16 protein-coding genes are annotated in these 20,951 nt (G+C 69.6%); 8 read left to right on the top strand and 8 right to left on the bottom strand.

The genetic code is table 11. The features are described from left to right. Window positions 1–151 precede the first annotated feature (151 nt). The 4 genes from RE027_RS15260 to RE027_RS15245 form a co-directional block, all read right to left on the bottom strand. Window positions 152–1,552 (bottom strand): NAD(P)/FAD-dependent oxidoreductase, encoded by a 1,401-nt coding sequence (locus RE027_RS15260; RefSeq protein ID WP_368809128.1) that lies wholly within the window; start codon window positions 1,550–1,552, stop codon window positions 152–154. Window positions 1,553–1,569: 17 nt separating this feature from the next. Beyond that, window positions 1,570–2,925 carry an NAD-dependent succinate-semialdehyde dehydrogenase gene (locus RE027_RS15255; protein WP_368809127.1) on the bottom strand — a complete coding sequence of 452 codons (1,356 nt, stop codon included), beginning with the start codon at window positions 2,923–2,925 and terminating at the stop codon, window positions 1,570–1,572. Between the two features lie 38 nt (window positions 2,926–2,963). Continuing rightward, a complete protein-coding gene (locus tag RE027_RS15250) occupies window positions 2,964–4,592 on the bottom strand; it encodes a thiamine pyrophosphate-binding protein (RefSeq protein WP_368809126.1) in 1,629 nt (542 codons plus the stop codon). Window positions 4,593–4,733: 141 nt separating this feature from the next. Next, window positions 4,734–6,131: a PucR family transcriptional regulator gene (locus RE027_RS15245; protein ID WP_368809125.1), complete on the bottom strand. Its 1,398-nt coding sequence runs from the start codon at window positions 6,129–6,131 to the stop codon at window positions 4,734–4,736. Window positions 6,132–7,149: 1,018 nt separating this feature from the next. Between RE027_RS15245 and RE027_RS15240 the strand changes: the two genes are divergently transcribed. The 5 genes from RE027_RS15240 (at window position 7,150) to RE027_RS15220 (ending at window position 12,775) form a co-directional block, all read left to right on the top strand. After that, window positions 7,150–8,718 (top strand): alanine/glycine:cation symporter family protein, encoded by a 1,569-nt coding sequence (locus RE027_RS15240; protein ID WP_368809124.1) that lies wholly within the window; start codon window positions 7,150–7,152, stop codon window positions 8,716–8,718. A gap of 114 nt (window positions 8,719–8,832) precedes the next feature. Continuing rightward, window positions 8,833–9,780: an ornithine cyclodeaminase family protein gene (locus RE027_RS15235; RefSeq protein ID WP_368809123.1), complete on the top strand. Its 948-nt coding sequence runs from the start codon at window positions 8,833–8,835 to the stop codon at window positions 9,778–9,780. 58 nt (window positions 9,781–9,838) lie between these two features. Then, window positions 9,839–11,077, top strand: a complete 1,239-nt coding sequence (locus tag RE027_RS15230; RefSeq protein WP_368809122.1) for an FAD-dependent oxidoreductase — start codon at window positions 9,839–9,841, stop codon at window positions 11,075–11,077. 190 nt (window positions 11,078–11,267) lie between these two features. Continuing rightward, complete coding sequence (locus tag RE027_RS15225) at window positions 11,268–11,963, top strand: GntR family transcriptional regulator (protein ID WP_368809121.1); 696 nt, start codon at window positions 11,268–11,270, stop codon at window positions 11,961–11,963. Between the two features lie 179 nt (window positions 11,964–12,142). Beyond that, window positions 12,143–12,775, top strand: coding sequence for a dihydrofolate reductase family protein (locus RE027_RS15220; protein WP_368809120.1), 633 nt, complete (start codon window positions 12,143–12,145; stop codon window positions 12,773–12,775). Between the two features lie 206 nt (window positions 12,776–12,981). On the opposite strand, the gene RE027_RS15215 is transcribed toward RE027_RS15220, so the two are convergent. The 3 genes from RE027_RS15215 to RE027_RS15205 all read right to left on the bottom strand — a co-directional run bounded on the left by RE027_RS15215 (window position 12,982) and on the right by RE027_RS15205 (window position 16,105). Beyond that, on the bottom strand, window positions 12,982–13,818 hold the full coding sequence (locus RE027_RS15215; RefSeq protein WP_368809119.1) for a sucrase ferredoxin: 837 nt from the start codon (window positions 13,816–13,818) through the stop codon (window positions 12,982–12,984). A 67-nt stretch (window positions 13,819–13,885) separates the two neighbouring features. Continuing rightward, the gene (locus RE027_RS15210; RefSeq protein ID WP_368809118.1) at window positions 13,886–15,091 is read right to left on the bottom strand and encodes a cupin domain-containing protein; all 1,206 of its coding nucleotides are present in this window, start codon (window positions 15,089–15,091) and stop codon (window positions 13,886–13,888) included. A gap of 528 nt (window positions 15,092–15,619) precedes the next feature. Continuing rightward, window positions 15,620–16,105 carry a GNAT family N-acetyltransferase gene (locus tag RE027_RS15205; RefSeq protein ID WP_368809117.1) on the bottom strand — a complete coding sequence of 162 codons (486 nt, stop codon included), beginning with the start codon at window positions 16,103–16,105 and terminating at the stop codon, window positions 15,620–15,622. A gap of 446 nt (window positions 16,106–16,551) precedes the next feature. Here RE027_RS15205 and srmL point away from each other — a divergent pair, with 446 nt between their 5' ends. Beyond that, window positions 16,552–17,676: a PheS-related mystery ligase SrmL gene (srmL, locus tag RE027_RS15200; RefSeq protein WP_368809116.1), complete on the top strand. Its 1,125-nt coding sequence runs from the start codon at window positions 16,552–16,554 to the stop codon at window positions 17,674–17,676. Between the two features lie 572 nt (window positions 17,677–18,248). On the opposite strand, the gene RE027_RS15195 is transcribed toward srmL, so the two are convergent. Continuing rightward, window positions 18,249–19,235: a GlxA family transcriptional regulator gene (locus RE027_RS15195; RefSeq protein WP_368809115.1), complete on the bottom strand. Its 987-nt coding sequence runs from the start codon at window positions 19,233–19,235 to the stop codon at window positions 18,249–18,251. Window positions 19,236–19,337: 102 nt separating this feature from the next. On the opposite strand from RE027_RS15195, the gene RE027_RS15190 reads away from it, so the two are divergent. Next, on the top strand, window positions 19,338–19,946 hold the full coding sequence (locus RE027_RS15190; RefSeq protein WP_368809114.1) for a hypothetical protein: 609 nt from the start codon (window positions 19,338–19,340) through the stop codon (window positions 19,944–19,946). A 145-nt stretch (window positions 19,947–20,091) separates the two neighbouring features. Continuing rightward, window positions 20,092–20,559: an alpha/beta fold hydrolase gene (locus RE027_RS15185; protein ID WP_368809113.1), complete on the top strand. Its 468-nt coding sequence runs from the start codon at window positions 20,092–20,094 to the stop codon at window positions 20,557–20,559. Window positions 20,560–20,951: the final 392 nt, after the last annotated feature.

The raw sequence follows: 20,951 nt of genomic DNA, 5'->3' as shown, positions 1-20,951 counted from the left end.
GCGCTGCCTGCGCCGTGGAACGCTTGGCACCTCGGACTCGTGACACGTACCGGCCGGGGTGTGGCCGATGACTTCCCGGATCCGTGGTTGCAGCGGTGCGCGGGACAGCCGTGGGGCTTCGGCTCACCGTGGTGGGGTGCGGGCGCTGAGCTCAGCGCCCGGCGATCCGGTCAGCGACCTTGGCGATGACGCTCGTCGAGGGCGAATCCGACCTGTTCTCGCGCTGGTCCGCCCAGCGGTAGGCCTTGTACAGGCCCGTGGCGCCGATCCAGCGCAGCGGCTCGACCTCCCAGTGGCGGGCCTTGCGGCCGGTCCACGGCAGGCGGGTCAGTTCCGTGTCATGGCCGAGGATCAGGTCGCGCAGCGTCCGGCCGGCCAGGTTGGTGCCGCTCAGACCGTGCCCCACATAGCCGCCGGCCGAGGCCAGGCCCGTCCCGGCGTCGTAGTTCACGGCCGCCGACCAGTCGCGCGGGACCCCGAGGACCCCTGTCCAGGTCTGCTCCAGGCGGATGCCTTCCAGGGACGGGAAGAGTTGGACCAGTCTTTCCCCGATGAGGTCGACGCCGAACTCCGCCGTCCGCCCGCCGCGGTCGAACCGCGAGCCGAAGTCGTACGGCTTGCCCCGACCACCGATCGCGATCCGGCAGTCCGCTGTCAGCTGCAGGTAGGAGAAGCTGTGCGCGGTGTCCCCGAGCAGTTCCGCACCGGACCAGCCGATGCTGTCCAGCTGCTGCTGCGTCAGCGGCTCGGTGATCACCAGGCTGCTGTTCATCGGCAGCAGGGTGCGCGGCTCGGCGGGGAGGCTGACGGTGTACCCCTCCAGCGCGCGCACCACCGCGTGGGCGGTGACGTCCCCGCGGTCGGTGACCACCTTGTGGGGCTCCAGCGCCGTGGCCGTGGTCTGCTCGTAGATGCGCACCCCGAGCCGTTCCACCGCGGCAGCCACACCGAAGGTGTACTTCGCCGGGTGGACGCGGGCGCAGTGCGGGGTCCAGTACCCTCCGAGGGCGCCGTCGACGTTCACGCGCCGGAGCAGCTCGGGACCGGTGAGCGTGTGGACGTCGTTTTCGCCCCACCCCTGCTGCTTCATCTCCTGCACGTGTTTGTGGGCGCGGGTCAGACCCGCCTGAGAGGTCGCCACGTGGATCAGTCCGGTCTCGTCCACCGCGTCGCCGAAGCCTTCGCGGTGGGCGACGTCCACGCTTTCCCGCACTGCCCCGAACATCGCCTGCTGCATGGCCAGGGCGGCCTCGACACCGCGGTCGGCGGCATAGCGGCGGAACGGTCCAGCGGGTTCGGCGCTCATCCAGCCGCCGTTGCGCCCGGAGGCGCCGAAGCCGCAGAACTCACGTTCGATCACCACGATCTCCCAGTCGGGCCGCTCCTGCTTGAGGTAGTAAGCCGTCCACAGGCCGGTCAGGCCGCCTCCGACGATCGCGACGTCGACGTCGAGGTCCCCCGGCAGGGGCGCCCGGGGTGCCGGCCAGCCGGCGTCGCGCACCCAGAAGGAGACGTCCCCGTTGATGAGCTCTTCACTGCGTGTTGTAGTCATGGTTGTCCCTCGCGGTCTCAGTCGGCGAACCGGTAGATCTTCTTGTTGGCGAACGACTCCATGCCGAGCTTCCCCATCTCGCGGCCGAAGCCCGACCGCTTCACGCCCCCGAAGGGCACGTCCGGTCCCTCCAGCTCGGCGGAGCCGACGAAGACCATGCCGCACTCGAGCCGGTCGCCCACGCGCTCGGCCCGCTCACGGTCGTCACAGATGATGACCGAGCCCAGGCCGTACGGCACGGCGTTGATGAGGTCGACGGCCTCGTCGTCGGAGGAGAAGCGGTAGAGCTGGGCCACCGGGCCGAAGAGCTCCTGGGAGGCCACCTCCATCTCCGGGGCGACACCGGTGAGCACGCCGGGCGTGTACACGTTCCCGACGGGCTCGTTGTTCCCGACCACCAGCTCGGCGCCCTCGCGCACGGCGGCACCGACCTGTTCGGTCAACCGCTGGGTCGCCTGCTGCGATGACAACGGGCCGAAGTCACCGTTCTCGTAGGACTTCTCGCGCATGGCGGCGGTGAACTTCTCGGCGAACTCGTCGTAGTGCTTGTCGGCCACGAAGATGCGCTTGGAGCCGTTGCAGGCCTGGCCGGTGTTCTCCATCCGCATGCCCACGGCCTGGGCCACGGCGAAGTCCAGGTCCCCGGTGTCCAGCACCAGGAAGGCGTCCGAGCCGCCCAGTTCCAGCACGCAGCGCTTCAGGTGCCGCCCGGCCTGCTCGGCGACGACAGAGCCGGCCCGCTCCGAGCCGGTCAGGGAGACCCCCTGGACCCGCGGGTCGGCGATGATGGCGGAGATCTGCTCGTGCGAGGCGTACACGTTGATGAACGCAACCTCCGGGAAACCGGCCTCGTGGAAGATCTTGGCGATCACGGCGGAGGACTCAGGACACTGCTCGGCGTGCTTGAGGATCACCGTGTTGCCCAGGATCAGGTTCGGGACGGCGAAGCGCACCACCTGGTAGTAGGGGTAGTTCCACGGCATGATGCCCAGGACCACCCCGGTCGGCTGGGTGCGGATGAAGGTACGAAGCCCATCGGCGACCTTCAGCGGCTCGTCGGCCAGCCACTCCTCCGCGTGCTCGGCGAACGTGGAGATGATGTCGGCGGAGAACTCGACCTCGCCCACGGCCTGGTCGAGCGGCTTGCCCATCTCGCGGTGGATGATCTGCGCCAGCTCCTCCTTGCGCTCGGTGAAGAGCTCGGCGGCGCGGCGGGCGAGCTCAGCGCGCTCGGCAACCCCTGTGGTCCGCCCCCATTCGGTGTACGTGTGATGGGCATCCTCGATCGCCTGGGTGATCTGGGCGTCGGTGGCCCCGGGGTACTCCTTGACGGTCTGCCCGGTGGCGGGGTCGACAACGGCGTAGGGAATCATGGTCCAACCTCCTGTGTTCGTGTCTGTTGCTGTGCGGGTCAGCCGCGCATGCCGGTGGCGGCGCGGCTGTGCTCGATGACGTGGATGACGGTGGGCCGGTCGGCCTCCAGGGCCTGCAGGACGGTCTGCCCGAGCTCGCCCGGTTCGTTCAGATGCACCCCGTGGCAACCCATTGCCTCGGCCATGGCCGGGAAGTCCGGGGAGGACAGTGCCACGGAGTGCACGGGGTCGCCGCGGTCGGCCATCTCGTTGCGGATCTCCCCGTACCCGCCGTTGTCGTAGACGATCACCGGCAGGGCGAGGCGCGCCTCCGCCGCCGCGGCGAGCTCGCTGATGACGAACATCAGGCCGCCATCACCTTGGAGCACGACGACGGGAGTCTCCGGGGCGGCAAGCTTGGCACCGATGCCGGCAGGCAGGCCGTACCCGAGGGTGCCGAAGCCCGTCGGGAACAGGAAGGAACGCGGCCTGCACAGACGGACGGCCGGGACGGCCCCGTTGTAGGCCGACATCGCGTTGTCCGCCGCGATCACAGCATCGTCCGGCAGCACTTCGTTCAGGGATCGGAAGGACTCCATCCAGGTTTCTGCCGAGTTCTCCTGCGCCTGGACGAAGCGCTTCTTCAGTTCCGCCCCCGCTCGCGGATCCGCTGCACGGTCCTTTTCCGGGAGCGCTTCCAGCAGCAGCCGGAGGGTCTCCGCGGCATCGCCGAGCAGCGGGTGGCTGGGCGCGACGTTGGTGAGCAGGCCGGTCGGATCCGCGTCGATGCGCACCACGGTCCTGGGGAACTGGGGGTACCGGCCGAACCAGTCGGCGGAGGCCAGCTCGGTGCCGATCGCCAGCACGGTGTCCACGCTCTCGACCAGCTCCGGGAACGCCTCGATCTGCATCCCGGCCCCCAGCGCCAGGGGGTGATCCTCGGGCAGAGTGCCCTTGCCGTTGGTGGAAGTGATGACCGGCGCGCCGAGGTGCTCGGCCACCGCGGCGACCTGCTCGGCTGCTCCCGCTGCGCCGCCGCCGGCGATGATGAGGATCCGCTCAGCGCCGGCCAGGGCTCGCGCGGCGCTGCCGATCTCGGCCTCCGCCGGTACGCCGGGGGCAGCCGGGGGCAGTGGGGCGACGTCGGGCACGGCGCCTCGCTCGTCGATCAGGTCCAAGGGGATCTCGAGGTACTCCGGCCGGGCGCGGCCGTGACCCATCCGGGCGAAGGCGCGGGCGACGGCCGTGGGGATCTCCGCCAGGCTCTGCACGCGGTGGCTCTGGCGGACCACTCCGGCCAGGGTGCCGCGCTGGTCCACCTGTTCGTGGAGCAGCCCGTCGCCGTCGCTGGGGTGATCCCTCGGGACGCCGGGGGCGATGAGGAGCACCGGCACCGAGTCGGAGTATGCCTGGCCCAGTGCCGTGGCGGCGTTCGTGGCGCCCGGACCGGTGGTGGTCACCACCACGCCGACCCGCCCGGAGGAGCGGGCGTAGCCGTCGGCCGCGTAGCCGGCGCCCTGCTCGTGCCGGGTGGTGACGTTGCGGATGCCGTGGCCGCCCATCGCAGCGAAGATGCCCAGGTTGTGCGTACCGGGGATCCCGAAGACGGTGTCCACGCCGTGGGCGGCGAGGGCTGCCATGAGCAGTTCTCCGCCAGTGCGCTCCTGTGGTTGGCCGGTCGTGTTCATCTGCAGCACCCCTTGTTCGCGGTCAATAAATGTGGCCTGTGACACACAGGCTACGAGGGTGCTCAGCGGCTCGGCTATCAGACGAACAGCTATATATCCGCAAATATTTGTCAAAAGTGACAATCTGGGGGTCGGGTGGAGTTACTTCCCGCGCTCCAGGGCGAACTGTTCCCATGCTGTGCGGGCGAGCCAGAACTCGGCGAGATGCTGCGTACGGCGCACGCTGCGCCCGGTCAGCTCTTCGACCCGGTTCAGGCGGTAGGCCACGCTCTGCCGGTGCAGGTTCTGGGCCCGGGCAGTGTCGTTCCACTGCTGGTCGTGATCCAGGAACGCGAAGAGCGTCTCGCGCAACGCGGTCATCTTCGGGTCCTCACCGGCCAGCGGGCCCAGGACGCTCTGGACGATATGCGTCCGCTCGGAGCGGGACCGCCCCAGCAGGGAGAGCCGTTCGCCGCGGAACTCGCGCCACCGCTGACCCCGGGCCTTGGCGAACAGGTACTCGGACACAGCCTCTTCTATCGCGCCGCCGAGATCGCCTTCATCGTGATGCACCGCGGAGCCCCCGACCACGAGACCCAGCTCGTCCAGGCGCAGCCGCACCCCCTTCACGGCAGCGACGGGCACCGCAACGACCTGACGTCCGCCCATCTGCCCGCAGACAGCCGGCGAATCGTCGAGGGCCAGTCTGAGCGGCGCCCGAGCCGCGACCTCACACTCGGTGACCATCACCTGGTAGCCGGGTCGCTCCACGCCCCACCGCTCGGTGAGCGCGTGACCGGCGTCGGCCCGGCTCGCCAGCGATCGGGCCAGGACCTCTTCGCCGCGCTCGACGTGGTCCACGGCAGCCTGCAGCAGCTCATTGGCATCGACCTCGAGCACCTGGGAGAGATGCACCAGCGACAGGCCGTCCAAAAACTCGTCGTTCTCGAGCAGCAGATGTGTGGGTCGCAGCGTCCGCAGCGGGCGCCGCCGACCGCTCGCCGGGGCCACCGCTCCATCGCCGATCACCACGCATCCCGTCTCGTCGTCGACCACGGTGACGGAGGTGGAGAAGAGCTCAGCGAGCGGCCGTCCGGACCTCTTCTCAGCCAGCTCGCGCCGGCCCGCCACGTTGTAGAGCTTGGCCAGGCGCAGCACGCCCATGGACTGCTCCTCGGCTCCGAAGGAGGCCACCATCCGGGACAGGGCGACGAACGGGGTCTGCCGCTCGGTGAGCAGCACAGGGAAGCCGCGCTCGTCCGACTCCTCGGCCAGGGCACGGGTGAGCGGGGGGGCGAACCCGTGGTCGCCGATCGCGATCCCGGCCAGACCCGCCTCGTCGAGGTCGGCGATGAACGCGCGCTGGGCATCACTGCCGGCCGGGATGCACATGCCCACGGTCATGAGCAGCTCGTGCGGCTGGAGCCACCGTCCCGGGTCCTGCAGCTCGCACGAGTGCGCCCACAGAACGGAACGGTTGAGCCCGGACGCGCCACTGTGCATGCGCGTGCCCAGCACCGGGCTCGCGACCAGGTCGCCGATCGTCAGGGATTTCGCCATGGGCAGTCGGGGGCGCGGCGGCGTTTCCGGTCCGTCTCCCCCATCCCCCTTCAATCCGTGCGCGTGGTGATCACGCACAACAGCTTACCGATGATCCTCCTGGCGGGCTTGCCCCGCCTACGGGCAGCACATGGTGGCGCACAGGCGGCACCAGAGGCCGGGCCCGACGGTGGCCGTGGGCGCCCTCCCGCCGGACGGTGAGGGCGACCTCGTCCTCACCGTCACCGAAGTTCTCCTCGAGGCCCGCGATGACGGCGAGAGGGCGACGGATTCCCCGGTGAGAACGTCGAAGGTCGCGGGCTCCGGCAGAGGATCGCCTCGGCGGGCTGCGGGCAGGGAGTGCTGGATCCGGAGGAAGCCGTTCGCAACCCGGTGAGGTTTCACGCCCGAACCTGCGCTTCCGCACGCTGGGGCAGTGCCACGTCCTCCGGTTGGCCGACCAGGAGAGGCCGGCCGAAGAGGCACAGCAGCACACATGTCCACATTCCCGGAGGTCCGCTGCAACCACAGCAGCCCTTGTAACGATCATAATTCGGCGAGGAAAAGATTCTGAGAATCAGTAAGGTATTACACCTCGGTCGGTTACGCTGGGGAGCATCCGATGCACCTCACGGTCCTTGCGACCCCGAGCACGACAGGAGGAGAGATGGACGCTTCTCCTCGCCCGCAGCACATGGTGAGCCTGCACGGCGTTCCCGCCGTCTGCGGTCGGCGCTCGGTCCCCGCGGGACCGAGCCGGACGCGGCACCGGGCGCGATGACCGGTCCGGGCGGCGCCGGCTGCAACCCGGCACACCAGAGCGCGGCACACCAGAGCGCGGCCGTCCGGCGCGGCAAGGACGGCATGGTCCTGCTGCCCTCCGGACCCGGTCTCGCACAGGACGGTTGCCGTCGTTGAGAAGCACAGCTCTCCCACTCCGCCTCCCGTCGACTGCTGTCGATGCCCAGACCCTTGCCACCAGGAGCACAGCCATGAATTCCGCTATCTCGCCCGACCGGTCACCTGCGGTGATGCCGGTATGAATGCTGCACTCACCGTGCCGACGACTGTGCCCCTGGTTCCGCGCGCGAGCGTGGACGAGGCGCTGGAGAGCTTCTTCGGCCCCCTGGTCGGCGTCCTCGAATCGATCGTCTTCTTCGCCGTGCCGATCGGCGAGGCCCAGCTGCCGCTGCTGGTCGTGTGGCTCTTCGGCGGAGCCGTCTTCCTCACCGTGCTGGTGGGCTTCAAGCCGTGGCGCGACATGCCGCACAGCCTCAGGATCATCCGCGGGCACTACAACCGCTACGACGACCCCGGACAGGTCACCAGCTTCCAGGCCCTGGCCACCGAGCTCTCCGGCACGGTGGGCCTGGGCAACATCGCCGGTGTGGCCGTGGCCATCTCCATCGGCGGACCCGGCGCCTCCCTGTGGATCATCATCGCCGGCCTGCTGGGCATGTCGGTCAAGATGGCCGAGGCCACCCTGGGCCAGAAGTACCGCCGGGTCCACGCCGACGGCACCATCTCCGGCGGGCCCATGTACTACCTGCGCGACGGCCTGGCCGCCCGCGGGATGCCGCGGCTGGGCAAGGTGCTCTCCTACGCCTTCGCGATCTTCATGATGATCGGCGCCCTCGGGGCCGGCAACGTCTTCCAGGCCAACCAGCTCGCCGCCCAGGTGACCCTGGCCACCGGGGGCGAGGACAGCTTCTTCGCCGGCTCCGCCTGGCTGATCGGTCTGGGGGTCGCCGTCGTCGCCGGCGTCGTGATCCTCGGCGGCATCACCTCCATCGCCCGCTGGACCAGCAAGCTCACCCCCTTGATGGCCATGCTCTACCTCGGGTGCGTGCTCGTGATCCTCGCCGTGAACATCACCCAGCTGCCCGCAGCGATCGCCCTCATCTTCTCCAGCGCCTTCACCGGGGAGGGGGTCACCGGTGGCATCGTCGGAGTGGCCATCATCGGCATCCAGCGCGCCGTGTTCTCCAACGCCGCCGGCGTCGGCACGGCGGGACTGGCCCACTCGGTGACCAAGAACCGCCGCCCGGCCCAGGAGGGCTTCGTCGCGGCCTGGGAGCCGTTCATCGACTCCGTGGTGATCTGCACGATGACCGCCCTCGCCGTCATCGTCACCGGGCAGTACCTGAACACCTCGGGCGACGGCGTGGGCATCACCACCGCCGCCTTCGCCACCGTGAACTCGTTCTTCCCGTACCTGCTGACCGTCTGCGTGGTGCTCTTCGCCTTCTCGACGATCCTGAGCTACTCCTACTACGGCAAGAAGGCCACCGGCTACCTCTTCGGCGACAACAAGATCGCCGAACGCCTCTACGACCTCGTGTGGGTCGTCATGATCGTGGTCGGCGCCGCTGTCTCCCTGGACACCGTGATCCGCTTCTCCGACGCCATGTTCTTCCTCATGACCGTTCCCAACCTCCTGGGCGTCTTCCTGCTCTCGAAGGTGATCCGGCGAGAGATCTTCGGCCACCGCGAGGACCTCCGCACCGGGCAGCTCCCCCTCGTGGCCCACGCCGACCGCAGCACCATCATGGGCAACCGCACACCGGCGCCCGAGGCGGGGACCACGGCCCGCACCCCCGCGCCGTGACGCGATCCACCTGTCCTTCACGCTGACGTGCGGGGCGGACCCGGGCCACCGACCCGGGTCCGCCCAGCACACCGTGCCGAGCCGTCCCTTCCCCGCCATCCTGGAGAGACCACCATGCCCCTGACCACATCCAGCGACATCACCGTCATCACCACCGACCAGGTCTCCGATCAGCTGCCCCTGGGCACGGCCATCGCGGCCCTCGAACGCGCTCTGCACTCCGGGCTGGACCCGGAGAAGTCCCTGCCCCGCAGCAGCGTCCCGCTGGAGCAGGGCAGCCTCCTGCTCATGCCGGGCGAGCACGGCGCCTACGCCGGGGTGAAGGTGCTCACGGTGGCGCCGGGCAACTCCGCACGGGGGCTGCCGAAGATCCAGGGCAACTACCTGCTCTTCGACGCCGACACCCTGCGGCCGCTGGCGCTCATCGACGGCGTCGCTCTCACCGCCATCCGCACCCCCGCCATCTCGGCCCTGGCCGTCCATCACCTCGCCCCGGCCGCAGCCGCCTCCCTGCTGGTCTTCGGCACCGGGCCCCAGGCCCTGTACCACGTCCGGGCCGTGGCTGCCGTGCGGGAGCTGCGGGCGGTCACCGTGGTGGGCCGGTCGGAGGCCTCGACGGTGGCCCTGATCGAGCAGCTGCGCGCCGAGGGCCACGCCGCCCGCCGGGGCACCGCCGCCGATGCGGCCGATGCCGAGCTGATCACCTGCTGCACCAGCGCCCGGGAGCCGCTCTTCGACGGCTCCCTCGTGCGCGAGGACGCCGTGGTGGTCGCCGTCGGCTCGCACGAACCCCACGCCCGCGAGGTCGACGACGCCCTGCTGGCCCGCAGCACCGTGTACGTCGAGGACGTCGAGACAGCCCTGCGCGAGGCCGGGGACGTGATCATCGGCATCGACCACGGGACCATCACGCGCGAGGACCTGCACGATCTCTCCACCCTCGTCCGCAACGGCGCCCCATCCCGAAAAGGCCCGGCATTCTTCAAGTCCGTGGGCATGGGGTGGCAGGACCTGGTCACCGCCTGCGTCGTCTACGAGAACCTCGTCCCCGGTCAGGGTTGAGGACGTCCGCTCAGATCGTGGCGCCACCGCACCACGACGAGCCCCTAGGAAGGAACACATGAGAGCCATCGTCATCGGCGCCGGAGCCATCGGCCTGTCCTCGGCGTACTACCTGCGCAGGAGCGGGGCCGAGGTCACCGTCGTGGACCCGGCACCCCCCGGGTCCAAGGCGTCCCACCACAACGCCGGCTGGATCGTGCCCAGCATGTCGGCCCCCGTCCCGGCCCCCGGCATGATGCTCCAGGCCGCGCGCTGGATGCTGCGCCGGGACAGCCCGCTCTACGTCACCCCCTCCCTCAGCCCGCAGTTCCTGCGGTTCATGGCGATCATGCTGCGTAACTGCACCACCGCCCGGTTCGAGGCCGGACTCGAGGTCCTGTCGGACCTGAGCGCGGAGACGCTGGAGCTGTTCGACGAGCTGAGCGCCGACGGGGTGCAGTTCGAGGCCCACGCCGATCCGCTGACCATGCTGTTCCGGGACCGGAAGAAGCTCGAGGCGCACGCGGTGGAGCTCGAGACCGTGGCCGAGCGCATCCCCGGTTTCTCCTGGCGTGCGCTGACCCCGCAGGACCTGGCCCGGGAGACGCCCTCCTTCGCTCCCGGACTCGCCGGCGGGCTGGAGAGCGTCGGCGACCGTTCGGTGGACCCCGCCTCGTTCACCGACGGCCTCGCCGCCGCCTGCCGACGGGACGGCGTCGAGTTCCGCCTGGGCCGCCAGGCCTCCCTGCGGCAGGAGCCGGACTCCTCCGTCTCGGTGGTCGTGGGCGAGGAGGTGCTCAGGGCCGACCGGATCGTGGTGGCCGCCGGTGTCTGGAGCAACCAGGTCCTGGCCGGCATCCACGAGGAGGTCACCGTCCAGGCGGGCAAGGGCTACGGCTACGACCTGCCGCTGCAGCCCGACGGACCCACCCGCCCCCTGTACCTCGCCGAGGCGAAGGTCGCCATCACCCCTCTGGACACCAAGGTCCGCGTCGCCGGGACCATGGGCTTCGGCGGGATCGACGAACGCATCGACTCCGTCCGGGCCGGTGGCATCCTCTCCAGCCTCCCGTCCTACTTCACACGGTGGCCGGAGCTCGACGAGAAGCCCCGGCCGTGGACCGGGCTGCGTCCCATGACTCCCGACGGGCTGCCCATCATCGGGCCGCTGCCGCGGCAGCCGCGCGTGCTCGTCGCCACCGGCCACGCCATGCTGGGCATCAGCCTCGCGCCGCCCACGGGCCGGCTGATCGCCGAGCTGGCCACCGGGCAGGTACCGGCACGCCACCGAGTCGGTCTGGCCGCCGACCGTTTCTGACCCGCGGCGGGAGGATGCCGACCCCAGCGGTTCGGTCCCGTCCGGTGGGCGCCACGTCGCCCCCCGGACGGGACCAGCACTCGCCAGGGGACATCCGCGAGAGCCCTCCCCCTTGACCTCAGGATCCCGCAGGGTGGCCCGGCTACTGTGGGTATGACACCTTGAGAACGAGCCCGAAGTGGAGGAAACCGTGAGCATTCCTCTCACGTGGAACGACAGCCCCGCCCAGGCCGTCGCGACGCAGAGCTACCGGGAGCAGGCCGCCCGGATCATCCGCGCGCAGATCATCTCGGGGCGGCTCGAGCCGGGCACCATGTACTCCATCGGGGAGATCGCCGAGAAGCTCAACGTCTCGATCACCCCGGTGCGCGAGGCGCTGCACGACCTGACCCGGGAGGGCCTGATCGAGGTGAAGCGCAACCGTGGTTTCCGCGTGCGCACACCCTCCAGCAAGGAACTCGACGACATCGTCCAGATCCGCACCATGCTCGAAGTCTCAGCGGTACGAGAGATCACCGAGCGGGCACTCATCGAGGACTTCGATCCCCTCCGTCAGCTGAGCCGCAGGACCGAGGTCTTCGCCCGAGCCGGTGAGTGGGTCGGGTTCCTGGACACGGACCGGGAATTCCACCTGTCCATCCTGGCCGCCCTCGACAACCCCAAGCTCCTCGAGATCGTCGGCTCGCTGCGGGACCAGAGTCGCCTCTTCGGTCTGGACAAGATGGCCGGCTCCCCCAACTTCCTGCAGTCCACCAAGGAGCACGAGCTGCTCCTCGATGCCATGGAAGCCCACGACCCGGAACGGGCGGCATCGATCATGACCACCCACCTGCGTCACGTCCGCGGCGTCTGGGCCGGTCAGAGCGAACCCCACCGACCACGGTGAGAACACTCCCCTCTGGACCGGCCGCTGGGAACAGGGCCCCCGCCGCCGTCGGACGAACCGCAGGCGGATCGGGGAGTCGGTGACACAGGACCTCGGTGACAGGTGTCTCTTTCCCCGCGGGCGCCGAGCAGTCATCATCGTGGGACGACGGAGTCGCCGAGGTCGAAGGAGCACCAGCCATGTCACGGGCCCGCGTCCACAACTTCTCCATCTCGCTCGACGGCTTCGGCACCGGTGAGGGCCTGAGCCAGGACGCCCCCTTCGGGCACGCCGGGCAGAGGCTGCACGAATGGATGATCGCCACCCGGTGGTGGGATCCCGGCGGCAGCGGTGGCGTGGACGACGCGTTCGCCCGGCAGCACGGCGTGGGGATCGGCGCCGAGATCATGGGGGCGGGGAAGTTCGGGCCTCCCGGCTGGCACGAGGACCGCGGATGGACGGGCTGGTGGGGTCCCAACCCACCGTTCCACACTCCCGTCTTCGTCCTCACCCATTCCCCGCGCCCATCGATCGAGATGGAGGACGGCACCACGTTCCACTTCCTGGACGCCTCGCCCGCGGAGGCGCTCGAGACGGCGCGCGAGGCCGCGGCCGGCCGGGATGTGCGCATCGGCGGAGGCCCCACCATGGTCCGCGACTTCCTCGCGGCCGGGCTCGTCGATCATCTGCACGTGGTGATGGTCCCGATCCTGCTGGGCCGCGGCGTGCGCCTCTGGGAGGGGCTCGAGGGTCTGGAGGCGGACTACCAGGTCGAGGCCACCTGCTCGCCTACAGGAGTCACCCACCTGACCTTCACCCGGACGAGCGCCTGAACCGCCTCGACCGGTCCAGGCCGTCGATCGCCTGCCCGCGTCCGCAAAGAGACCGTGACTGCAACACGGTCCGCGTGGAAGGTGGTCATTGCGGATTCCCCGGCTGGAACCATCCCGGTGAGCTCACCAGGGCCCTGCAATCGGCCAGATGCGCAGCGAAGGGACGCCCTCGTTGCCTCTTGCCCGGTCCTGTGACCGTCCCTCTTTCAGACGATGTGGATCGAGATGGTCTCGTAGACGGTGGTCGAGCTCGTCGCCGGTCCGCGGCAGGTCAGCTGGCACGGCGGTTGGCGGCGGGCCTTCAGCTCGACGTCGACATGGCCCGGATGCGGTGGGCGGCCGGTGAGGAGGATCCGCCAGTGGTCGCCGTGGCGGACGGTCTCGGTGACCGTGTAGTCGTTGCGGCCGGCCGGCCCGAAACGTCCGAGCGCGGCCGCGACAGCCGCCTGCTGCGGCGGGAGAAGATCCGTGTATCCGCGCAGATGTTCTGCGCGGACACGGTCGGCGAGGTGCTCGTCCAGCGTGGTGAGGGCGGACCCGGCATCGAGTCCGCCGTAGTAGACCCCGTCGGGGACGACGACGACGTTGGCGGCGAACCTGTCCCCGCCGACGTGCGTGCATTCCCAGACCAGCTCCGGCCAGCGCTCGCTCAGGGCGCGCCCCACGGGCCGTCCACGCACAGCACAGCAGGCATCGTGCTGCCCGTGAGCACAGACCAGGATGACCGGTGGATGGCCGAGCTCTCCGGTCGCACGGAGCGCTCCGGCGATCTCCGCCAGATCCTCGTCGCGCGCCCACGTTCCCCAGCGCTGACGGCAGCCGGAGTTCTCGTGGTGCAGCACGGCCCATCGGCTGGGGCCCTCGTGGCTGCGACGACCGTGTCTTCTGATCAGAACTATTCGCGCCCGCGCTGCTTGCGCGGCGGAGAACACGAGCGCCTTGGTCTGCGGCTCGATGTCGAGACCGTCGAATCCGTTGATCGGCCATCCTCCCCGGTGTTCGATGAGGACCCACGCAAAGCCGCGCGGCGCCGTCCCTGCCATCGGGTCGCCGCGCGACCGGGCGCTCTCGGCGCAGAAGAAGCGTTCCGTAGCAGTCACTGCGGCGATGTCACTGTTCGGCGGGAACGAGGACCCCCGCGCGCAGCAGTCGTTCGACGAGTTCGGCGCCGAGATCGTCCGCCCAGTGCACCGCGCCGTCGAGCAGACGCGTGACTGCGGGCAGGTCGGTCTCCGGGAAGTCGAGCCAGCCCACACGCGTGGTCAGGCGCGAGCCCTCCAGCCGTGCTTCCAGTGCGCCGCGGAGCCGTACCGCGACCCCGGTGCCCAGGGCCTCGACGGCGGTGAGCTGGGCCAGCGGACCGAGCGGTGCCGGACGCCCCTGTCCTCGCCGGGTGCGGTGGAACAGGGGGGTGGAATCAGCTTCGGTGATGGCGGCGGCGAGGCGCTCACGGATGGTGTCGATGTCCCCGCTCGGCCCGTCGACGCCCAAGGGCAGCGTCCTGCGCATCGCAGGATCGTCGCGCAGCGACTCCAGCGCGGCCTGGGCCAGTTGTTCGGCCAGGCCGTAGCGGGTCCAGCTGTGGACTCCGAGCGTGAGATGGATGGAGACCGCCCCCTGAGCCTGGGCGGCATGCAACCACCCGCGCGGCAGATAGAGGGCATCGCCGGGCTCGAGCACAACATCGAGATAGGCGCTGCCTTTCGCCGCCTCGGCAACGGCAGAACGGTGATCGGTCCAGGGCTGGTCACGCAGCGGGTCCACGTGGACGGGCTCGCGGATGATCCAGCGTTTGGTTCCCGCGATCTGCAGCACGAAGACGTCGTGGACGTCGTAGTGATCGTCGAACCCGCGGTTCTGAGGCGGGGTGATGTAGGCATTGGCCTGCACCGGATGTCCGAGTTCGGTGCTCAGCCTGGTGCAGAGGTCCGCGGCCGGCTCCCAGGTGCGGTGCAGTGCCTGGAGGACGAGCGTGGCGCCGTCGTCGAACTTCCGCCACAGCGCGGTGTCATCGAGCTGATCCGAGATGGTGGCGCCCACGCCGGCGGAAGAGGTGAAGGACGAGTCGGGAAACGTGGAGCCGCCCTTGGCGACGCGCAGGAAGGGCGTGCGCAGTCCGCGGCGCGCGATCAGTTCGTCGACGGCATCGGCGGAGAACAGATCGGAGAAGTCACTGGCGCCACGCGTCAGCAGCGCTGTGCGCCCCCAGACGTCACGGGCGAACTTCTCGCGACCGATGTCGACAAGGCGCGACTCCAGGACCCCGGCGCTTCCGGGGGCGCCGGGGTCCTGGGAGTCGGTGCGAGCGGCACTCACACTCAGCTGCCCTGTTCTTCGGCTCCCCCGTCAGCACCACCGTCGTGGACGCCCGGGGCACCAGCCGCACCGCCGTCGGCCGGGCCTTCGGCCCCCGAATCGGCGCCGCCGTCAGCACCACCGTCGTGGACGCCCGGGGCACCAGCCGCGCCACCGTCGGCCGGGCCTTCGGCTCCCGAATCGGCGCCGCCGTCAGCACCACCGTCGTGGACGCCCGGGGCACCAGCCGCGCCACCGTCGGCCGGGCCTTCGGCTCCCGAATCGGCGCCGCCGTCAGCACCACCGTCGTGGACGCCCGGGGCACCAGCCGCGCCACCGTCGGCCGGGCCTTCTTCCGGGCTCGAGTCCTGCTGTGCATCAGTCATGATTCCCCCAAAGAATTGAATGACCAGGATCAGGCACTGCCACCAGCACCTGATCACCGAACCGGGCGAGCATTCCGTTGCGACACCGCCCGCGCTCACCCTAGCCGTACACATCGGATGTGGGAACGGGCCGCGTTTTTCTTACAGGTCGATTCACCGGCCGTTATGGGCTCCAGGCCATGACGCCATCGGTTTCGCGGCCGGGAACGTCCACGAAGCCCTCCGCCCGGTAGAGCTTCCTGGCGTGGTTGTCAGCCTCCACCGAAAGACTGATCCGAGGCACCTGTCGAGTTCGCGCATCCTTCTGGATCCGGCGTATCAGTGCTCTGCCCAGTCCACGGCCACGCCAGTCGTCTCGGACCCAGAGGCTCACTTCCGGGGTGTCCTCGGCGAGGAAACCGTAGCCGGGATCATCCGGGGGGAGGTATTGCGCCCATACGACGCCGATGGCTTCCGTCCCGGTTTCCGCCACCCACCCGAAGTCACCCCGGTGGGGGTCAAGGATCGTGTAGTGGGAGAACTCCGGCCGGACGCTCACATCGATCGTCGAGAACCGCTGCCCGCACCAGTTGAGGTTCTCGAGCGTGGCCGTCGCCAGCAGGGCCCTCTCCGTGGCCGACAGTTCTCGCAAGGCAACGTCGTCGGGCATGCGTCGATCGTAGCCAGCCGTGGCCGGCCGTCGAGGTGCAGGGACAAAGAACGGATCCATCGAAGGAGACCGGACCCCGGGTCGATCGGGGAAACCGCAACTGCAACGGGGTCCGCGGGGACATGGTCGATGCTGGATCCACGACTGGAATCATCCGGACCACGTTCACGCGGGCCGCCAACTTCTTGTCACACAACTGGTTCGCCCGGCGCAGTCGGGGGACGTTGATGAGCGCGGCGACCAGCGACAACGACCCCGAGGGGCCCGGGATTGCGGCTATCGGAGGAGCTCACTAGCGTAGAGGTATGCGCACCGTGCAGCGATTTCTCAGCCCTCGGCCGGCAACCGGCCGTCAGGGGCTGAGCGCGCGCATGTAGCGGAGTCCAGGACGACGGGCCGGCTGAGGGAGTTCATCCCCTGACCAGCCCTCGTTCCAAGGACTTCTGATGCCCACGTACCTCACCTCCCAAGACATCGCAGCCGCATTGGAGCTGCGTGACCTGACCGACCCGGACCACGGCCCCCATGCCATGCAGTTGTTGCTGGACACGGTGGTGGACGCCCTCACGGAGCAGTGGGGCATTCCGGCGCGCTGGCTCAGAACCAGCCCCCTGGTTCCTGTTGGAGACAACTACGACCGGCTGGGCTTCGACAGTGACGCCATCACGCGCGACGCCCGATACTCCCGCTATGTCAGTCCCACCGTCATGTTGCGCAGTCACACCTCGGCCTCGATCCCCTGGCTGCTCCGCACCTTCGATCCCTCGGCGCAGGTCGATGAGCTGCACGTGCTGCCAGGACTCGTCTATCGTCGCGACTCGATCGACCGGACCCATGTCGGCGAACCTCACCAGGTCGATCTCTGGCGAGTGTCGTCGATGACCTCGATGAGCGTCGAGGACCTCGACGGAATGCTCGCGGTGGTCGTCGATGCGGTGCTGCCAGGAGCACAATGGCGCGCGGTGCCCGCCGATCACCCATACACCGAGGCGGGTCGGCAACTCGATGTGTTGGTCGAGGGGCAGTGGCTCGAACTTGCCGAGTGCGGACTCATCGCTCCCGCCCTGCTGACATCTTGCGGTCTCGACCCCCGGGTGTGGTCCGGTCTGGCGCTGGGAATGGGCCTGGATCGCGCACTGATGCTACGGAAGGGAATCGACGATATTCGCCTCCTCCGCGCCTACGATCCTCGTATCAAGGCCCAGATGAACGACCTGGACCGGTGGCGCCCTGTCTCGACGCTCCCGTCCATCAGCCGGGACATCTCGATCGTCATCGATGCCGACGACGACGACGAAACCCTTGGGGACCGGATCAGGACAGCGATCCTCCACCGCATCGACGACATCGAGAGTGTCACCGTGCGAGCTCGCAGCAGCTACGACGATCTTCCGGAGTCAGCCCGTGCGCGGCTGGGGCTGACGCGGCATCAGGTCAACGCTCTCGTGCGGATCGTCATCCGCCCACTGGTCCACACGCTGACCGATGCGGAGGCGAACGAACTCCGCGACCGCATGTACTTGGCCGTGCACCAAGGACCGCACCGGGAACTGATTGCCGATGGACGGTAGCCGATCGCCCGCCAGCACCCGCAGCGAGCGATCAGCGCCGGAAGGACTTCGCCCGGTCCTACCGTGATCTCATGGAAGCGACCGAGGCCCCCGTGTGGTCGTCGCCACCGGTCGGAGCGTCGTTCTCGATCCCGAGGCTGTGGCCGTGGCCCTCGCCGGCGTACGGGTCCTCGGCGACCAGTTGCCGGCCACGCTCTCGTCGACGACCCCGAGGCGGACGCCCGACAGGATCGGGTCCACGCGGCCACGGTTCCCGCGCTGCACTGCCCCGGTCACATCGGACCGACCGTGTCCGGCAACGGTTTCCACGCCAACCAGGTGCCGCAGTCATTCCGGGCACCGGCGGCTCCCGCCACGCGGGGCGCCCGAACGCACGTCGTGCTCGGGCCGGCATCGGAGGGGTGTGCCGGGCGGACAACAGTGACGTTCCCATCGCCGGGTCATCTGCCCCGGGGTGGTCCTGGCGTCCTGCTTCACGTCCACTGGCCTTTCGGCTCACGGATGCGCGATGGAAGGAGGACTTCAGAGGACGCAGTCCAGCCGCGGACAGGGCCATCGACGGCGGCGGGAAGTCACGACGCGGGAGCGGGTAGGGACGCGGAGGTGAACCGGGCGCGGTACTCGGTGGGCGAAATCGCGTACTGGCTCGCGAAGCTCTGCCGCAGCGCCTCGGCGGAGGCGAACCCGCACCGCCGGGCAACCTCAGAGACCGGCAGCGCGCTGGACTCCAGGAGTCGAGCGGCGGCATCGTTTCTGGCCTGGCGCACGAAACGGGCCGGGGGCTGACCCAGATGCGTGTTGAAGAGCCGGGTGAGGTGACGGGGGCTGACCCCGACGTGGTCGGCGACTGCCGCGGTGGACAGGTCCTCGTCCCAATGGGTGGTGATGAACCCGATCGCCGCCTGCACCACGTCGTTGCCTTCTCCGGAGACGCCGGTGAACAGGCTCATCTGCGCTTGGCTGCCCGGCCGCTGGAGGTACGTCACGAGGTTGCGGGCGACCTGGCGGGCCAGCGGCACCCCGTGGTCCTCCTCGATGAAGGACAGGGTCAGGTCCAGGGCGCTGGTGACCCCGGCCGCGGTGGCGATTCGCCCGTCGCGGATGTAGATCGGGTTCGGATCAACCTCGACCTGCGGGTAGCGGCGGGCGAGGTCGGCGGCGAAGTTCCAGTGCGTGGTGGCCCGCCGCCCGTCGAGCAACCCGGCGGCGGCCAGGACGCTGGCGCCGGTGCACACCGAGGCCACCCGCCTGCTGGTGGCTGCCAGGCGCCGCACGTGCCGCAGGAGGGGTTCCACCTCGGCGGCCCGGTGGTGGCCGAGGCCACCGGCGACGAACAGCGTGTCGACCGGCCCGAGCAGGTGCTCCAGCGTCCCGTCGGCCTGCAGCGTCAGGCCCGTCTGGCAGCGGATCGGGGACCCGTGCAGACTCAGCACCTGCACCCGATAGGGATCGGGCAACCGACCGATGAGATTGGCCAGCGACAACGGCGTGGTGATGCAGGCGATGTCGAGCAGTTCCGCCCCGTCGTAGGCGAGCACCGCCGTGGCACGATCAGCCATCAGGATCTCCCCCAAGCATCCGTGGGACGAGTATCCCAGGATTCCGGACGCAGCGGAGGAGGAGCCCGAAGAATGACGCCCGGCCGGTCCTACCCTCGGGGCATGAATCACCATTCCTCATCCGCAACCCTTTCGTCTCCGGCCTCGACATCGCCGGCGTCTCGACTCGTAGGGGCGATCGCACGACGGTGGCCCGCGCTCCTCGGCCTGGCGTTCGCCGCGTTCAACCTCGCCACGGACGACCCCCACAGCATCACGGGCGCGCTCCTGGTGCTGGTGCTGGCGACGACGGCGTACGTGGTGATTGCCGTGCTCGTCCGTCCCCGCTGGTCCTGGCCGGTGCTCGGGGCGCTGGTCGCCCTGGTGATGGTCACTCGGCTGACCTCGGCAGGGCCTGTGATCGAGCTGGCCGGGATCGTCGCGATCATCGCTACGGCGATCGTTGTCGGTTTCCTCCGCGGCACCTGGACGCGGACGGACCTCTACCGGTGGCAGCCCTACGCCGCCGTCGGGTTCATGGCGCTGGGACTCGGTGCGCTCTGGCTCTCCCCGGAGGCCGGGCGCGTGCTGATCGCTGCCGGCCTGATCGGCCACACCGTATGGGATGTCGTGCACTGGCGCCGCCACGAGGTGGTTTCCCGGTCGCTGGCCGAGTGGTGCGCGGCCCTCGATCTCACCCTCGGGCTCGGCGTTCTCGTGCTCACCCTGTGAATCCCACCCCGGGTCGCAGAACAGCCACGTCAGTCCATCAGCACGTGCGGATGCGAGTACCGCCGCCGACGGCGTCGAGATCAGCACGCACGGTGGACGGAACACCATGCCGCTGCACGCGGTACGACCCCAGAAGGGGCGCACGATGGCTGTTTTCGCCTTGATCCACGCCGCTGCGGTGGACGCCTGGTACTGGCACCTGCTCAGGGCTGAACTTCAAGCCCGTGGCCATGACGTGGTCGCGGTCGACCTGCCGGTCGACGACGACACGGCGGGACTGTCCGACTACGCGACCACCGTGGTCGAGGCGGTGGGTACCCGCCGGGACGTCGTCGTGGTCGGCCACTCCTTCGGTGGCTTCACCGCGCCACTCGTGGTGGACCAGATCTCGGCCGAACTGCTCGTGATGCTCCAGGCACAGATCCCGGCCCCCGGCGAGGCACCCGGGGACTGGTGGGCAAACAACCGGCTACCCCGTTCGGGACGCCCTGGCCACTGCCGAGGTGGCCGGTGGTGCCCACCCGGGTGCTGCTCAGCCACGGGGACCGGTTCCTGCCGCTGGAGTTCATGCGGCACGTCACCCGGGACCGGCTCCACCTCGAACCCGACGTGATGTCCGGGGACCACTGCCCCATGCTCGGCCACCCCGTCGAGCTGGCCGACCGGCTGGTGGCCTACCACCGATCGCTCGGGCCCGCAGCACCGAGCGGACGCGGGCAGGATGGACATGGCGGCGCGGGTCGCGGTGCGAGGAGAGGGCCGTGACGACTGCCCTGTTGATCGTGGATACGCAGCACGCGCTGCTCCCCTTCGTGCGGGAGAGACCGTCCCTGCTCCGGAGGCTCTCGGTGTTGATCACCCGGGCCCAGGCGGCCGGGACGCTCGCCGTCGCCACTGTCCAGAGCAGTGCCTCCGGCTCACCGCGGTGGAGTGGGTGTGGTCGTAGCGTCAGTGCACGGGAGGACAGGCACGATTGGCCGGGCTGGCCCAGCACTCGGACTGGAC

It is taken from the genome of Kocuria sabuli (assembly GCF_040981185.1).
GTDB classification, from domain to species: domain Bacteria; phylum Actinomycetota; class Actinomycetes; order Actinomycetales; family Micrococcaceae; genus Kocuria; species Kocuria sabuli.
The sequence above is the reverse complement of the archived record's forward strand: the minus strand, read 5'-3'. Positions and strand labels throughout refer to the sequence as shown.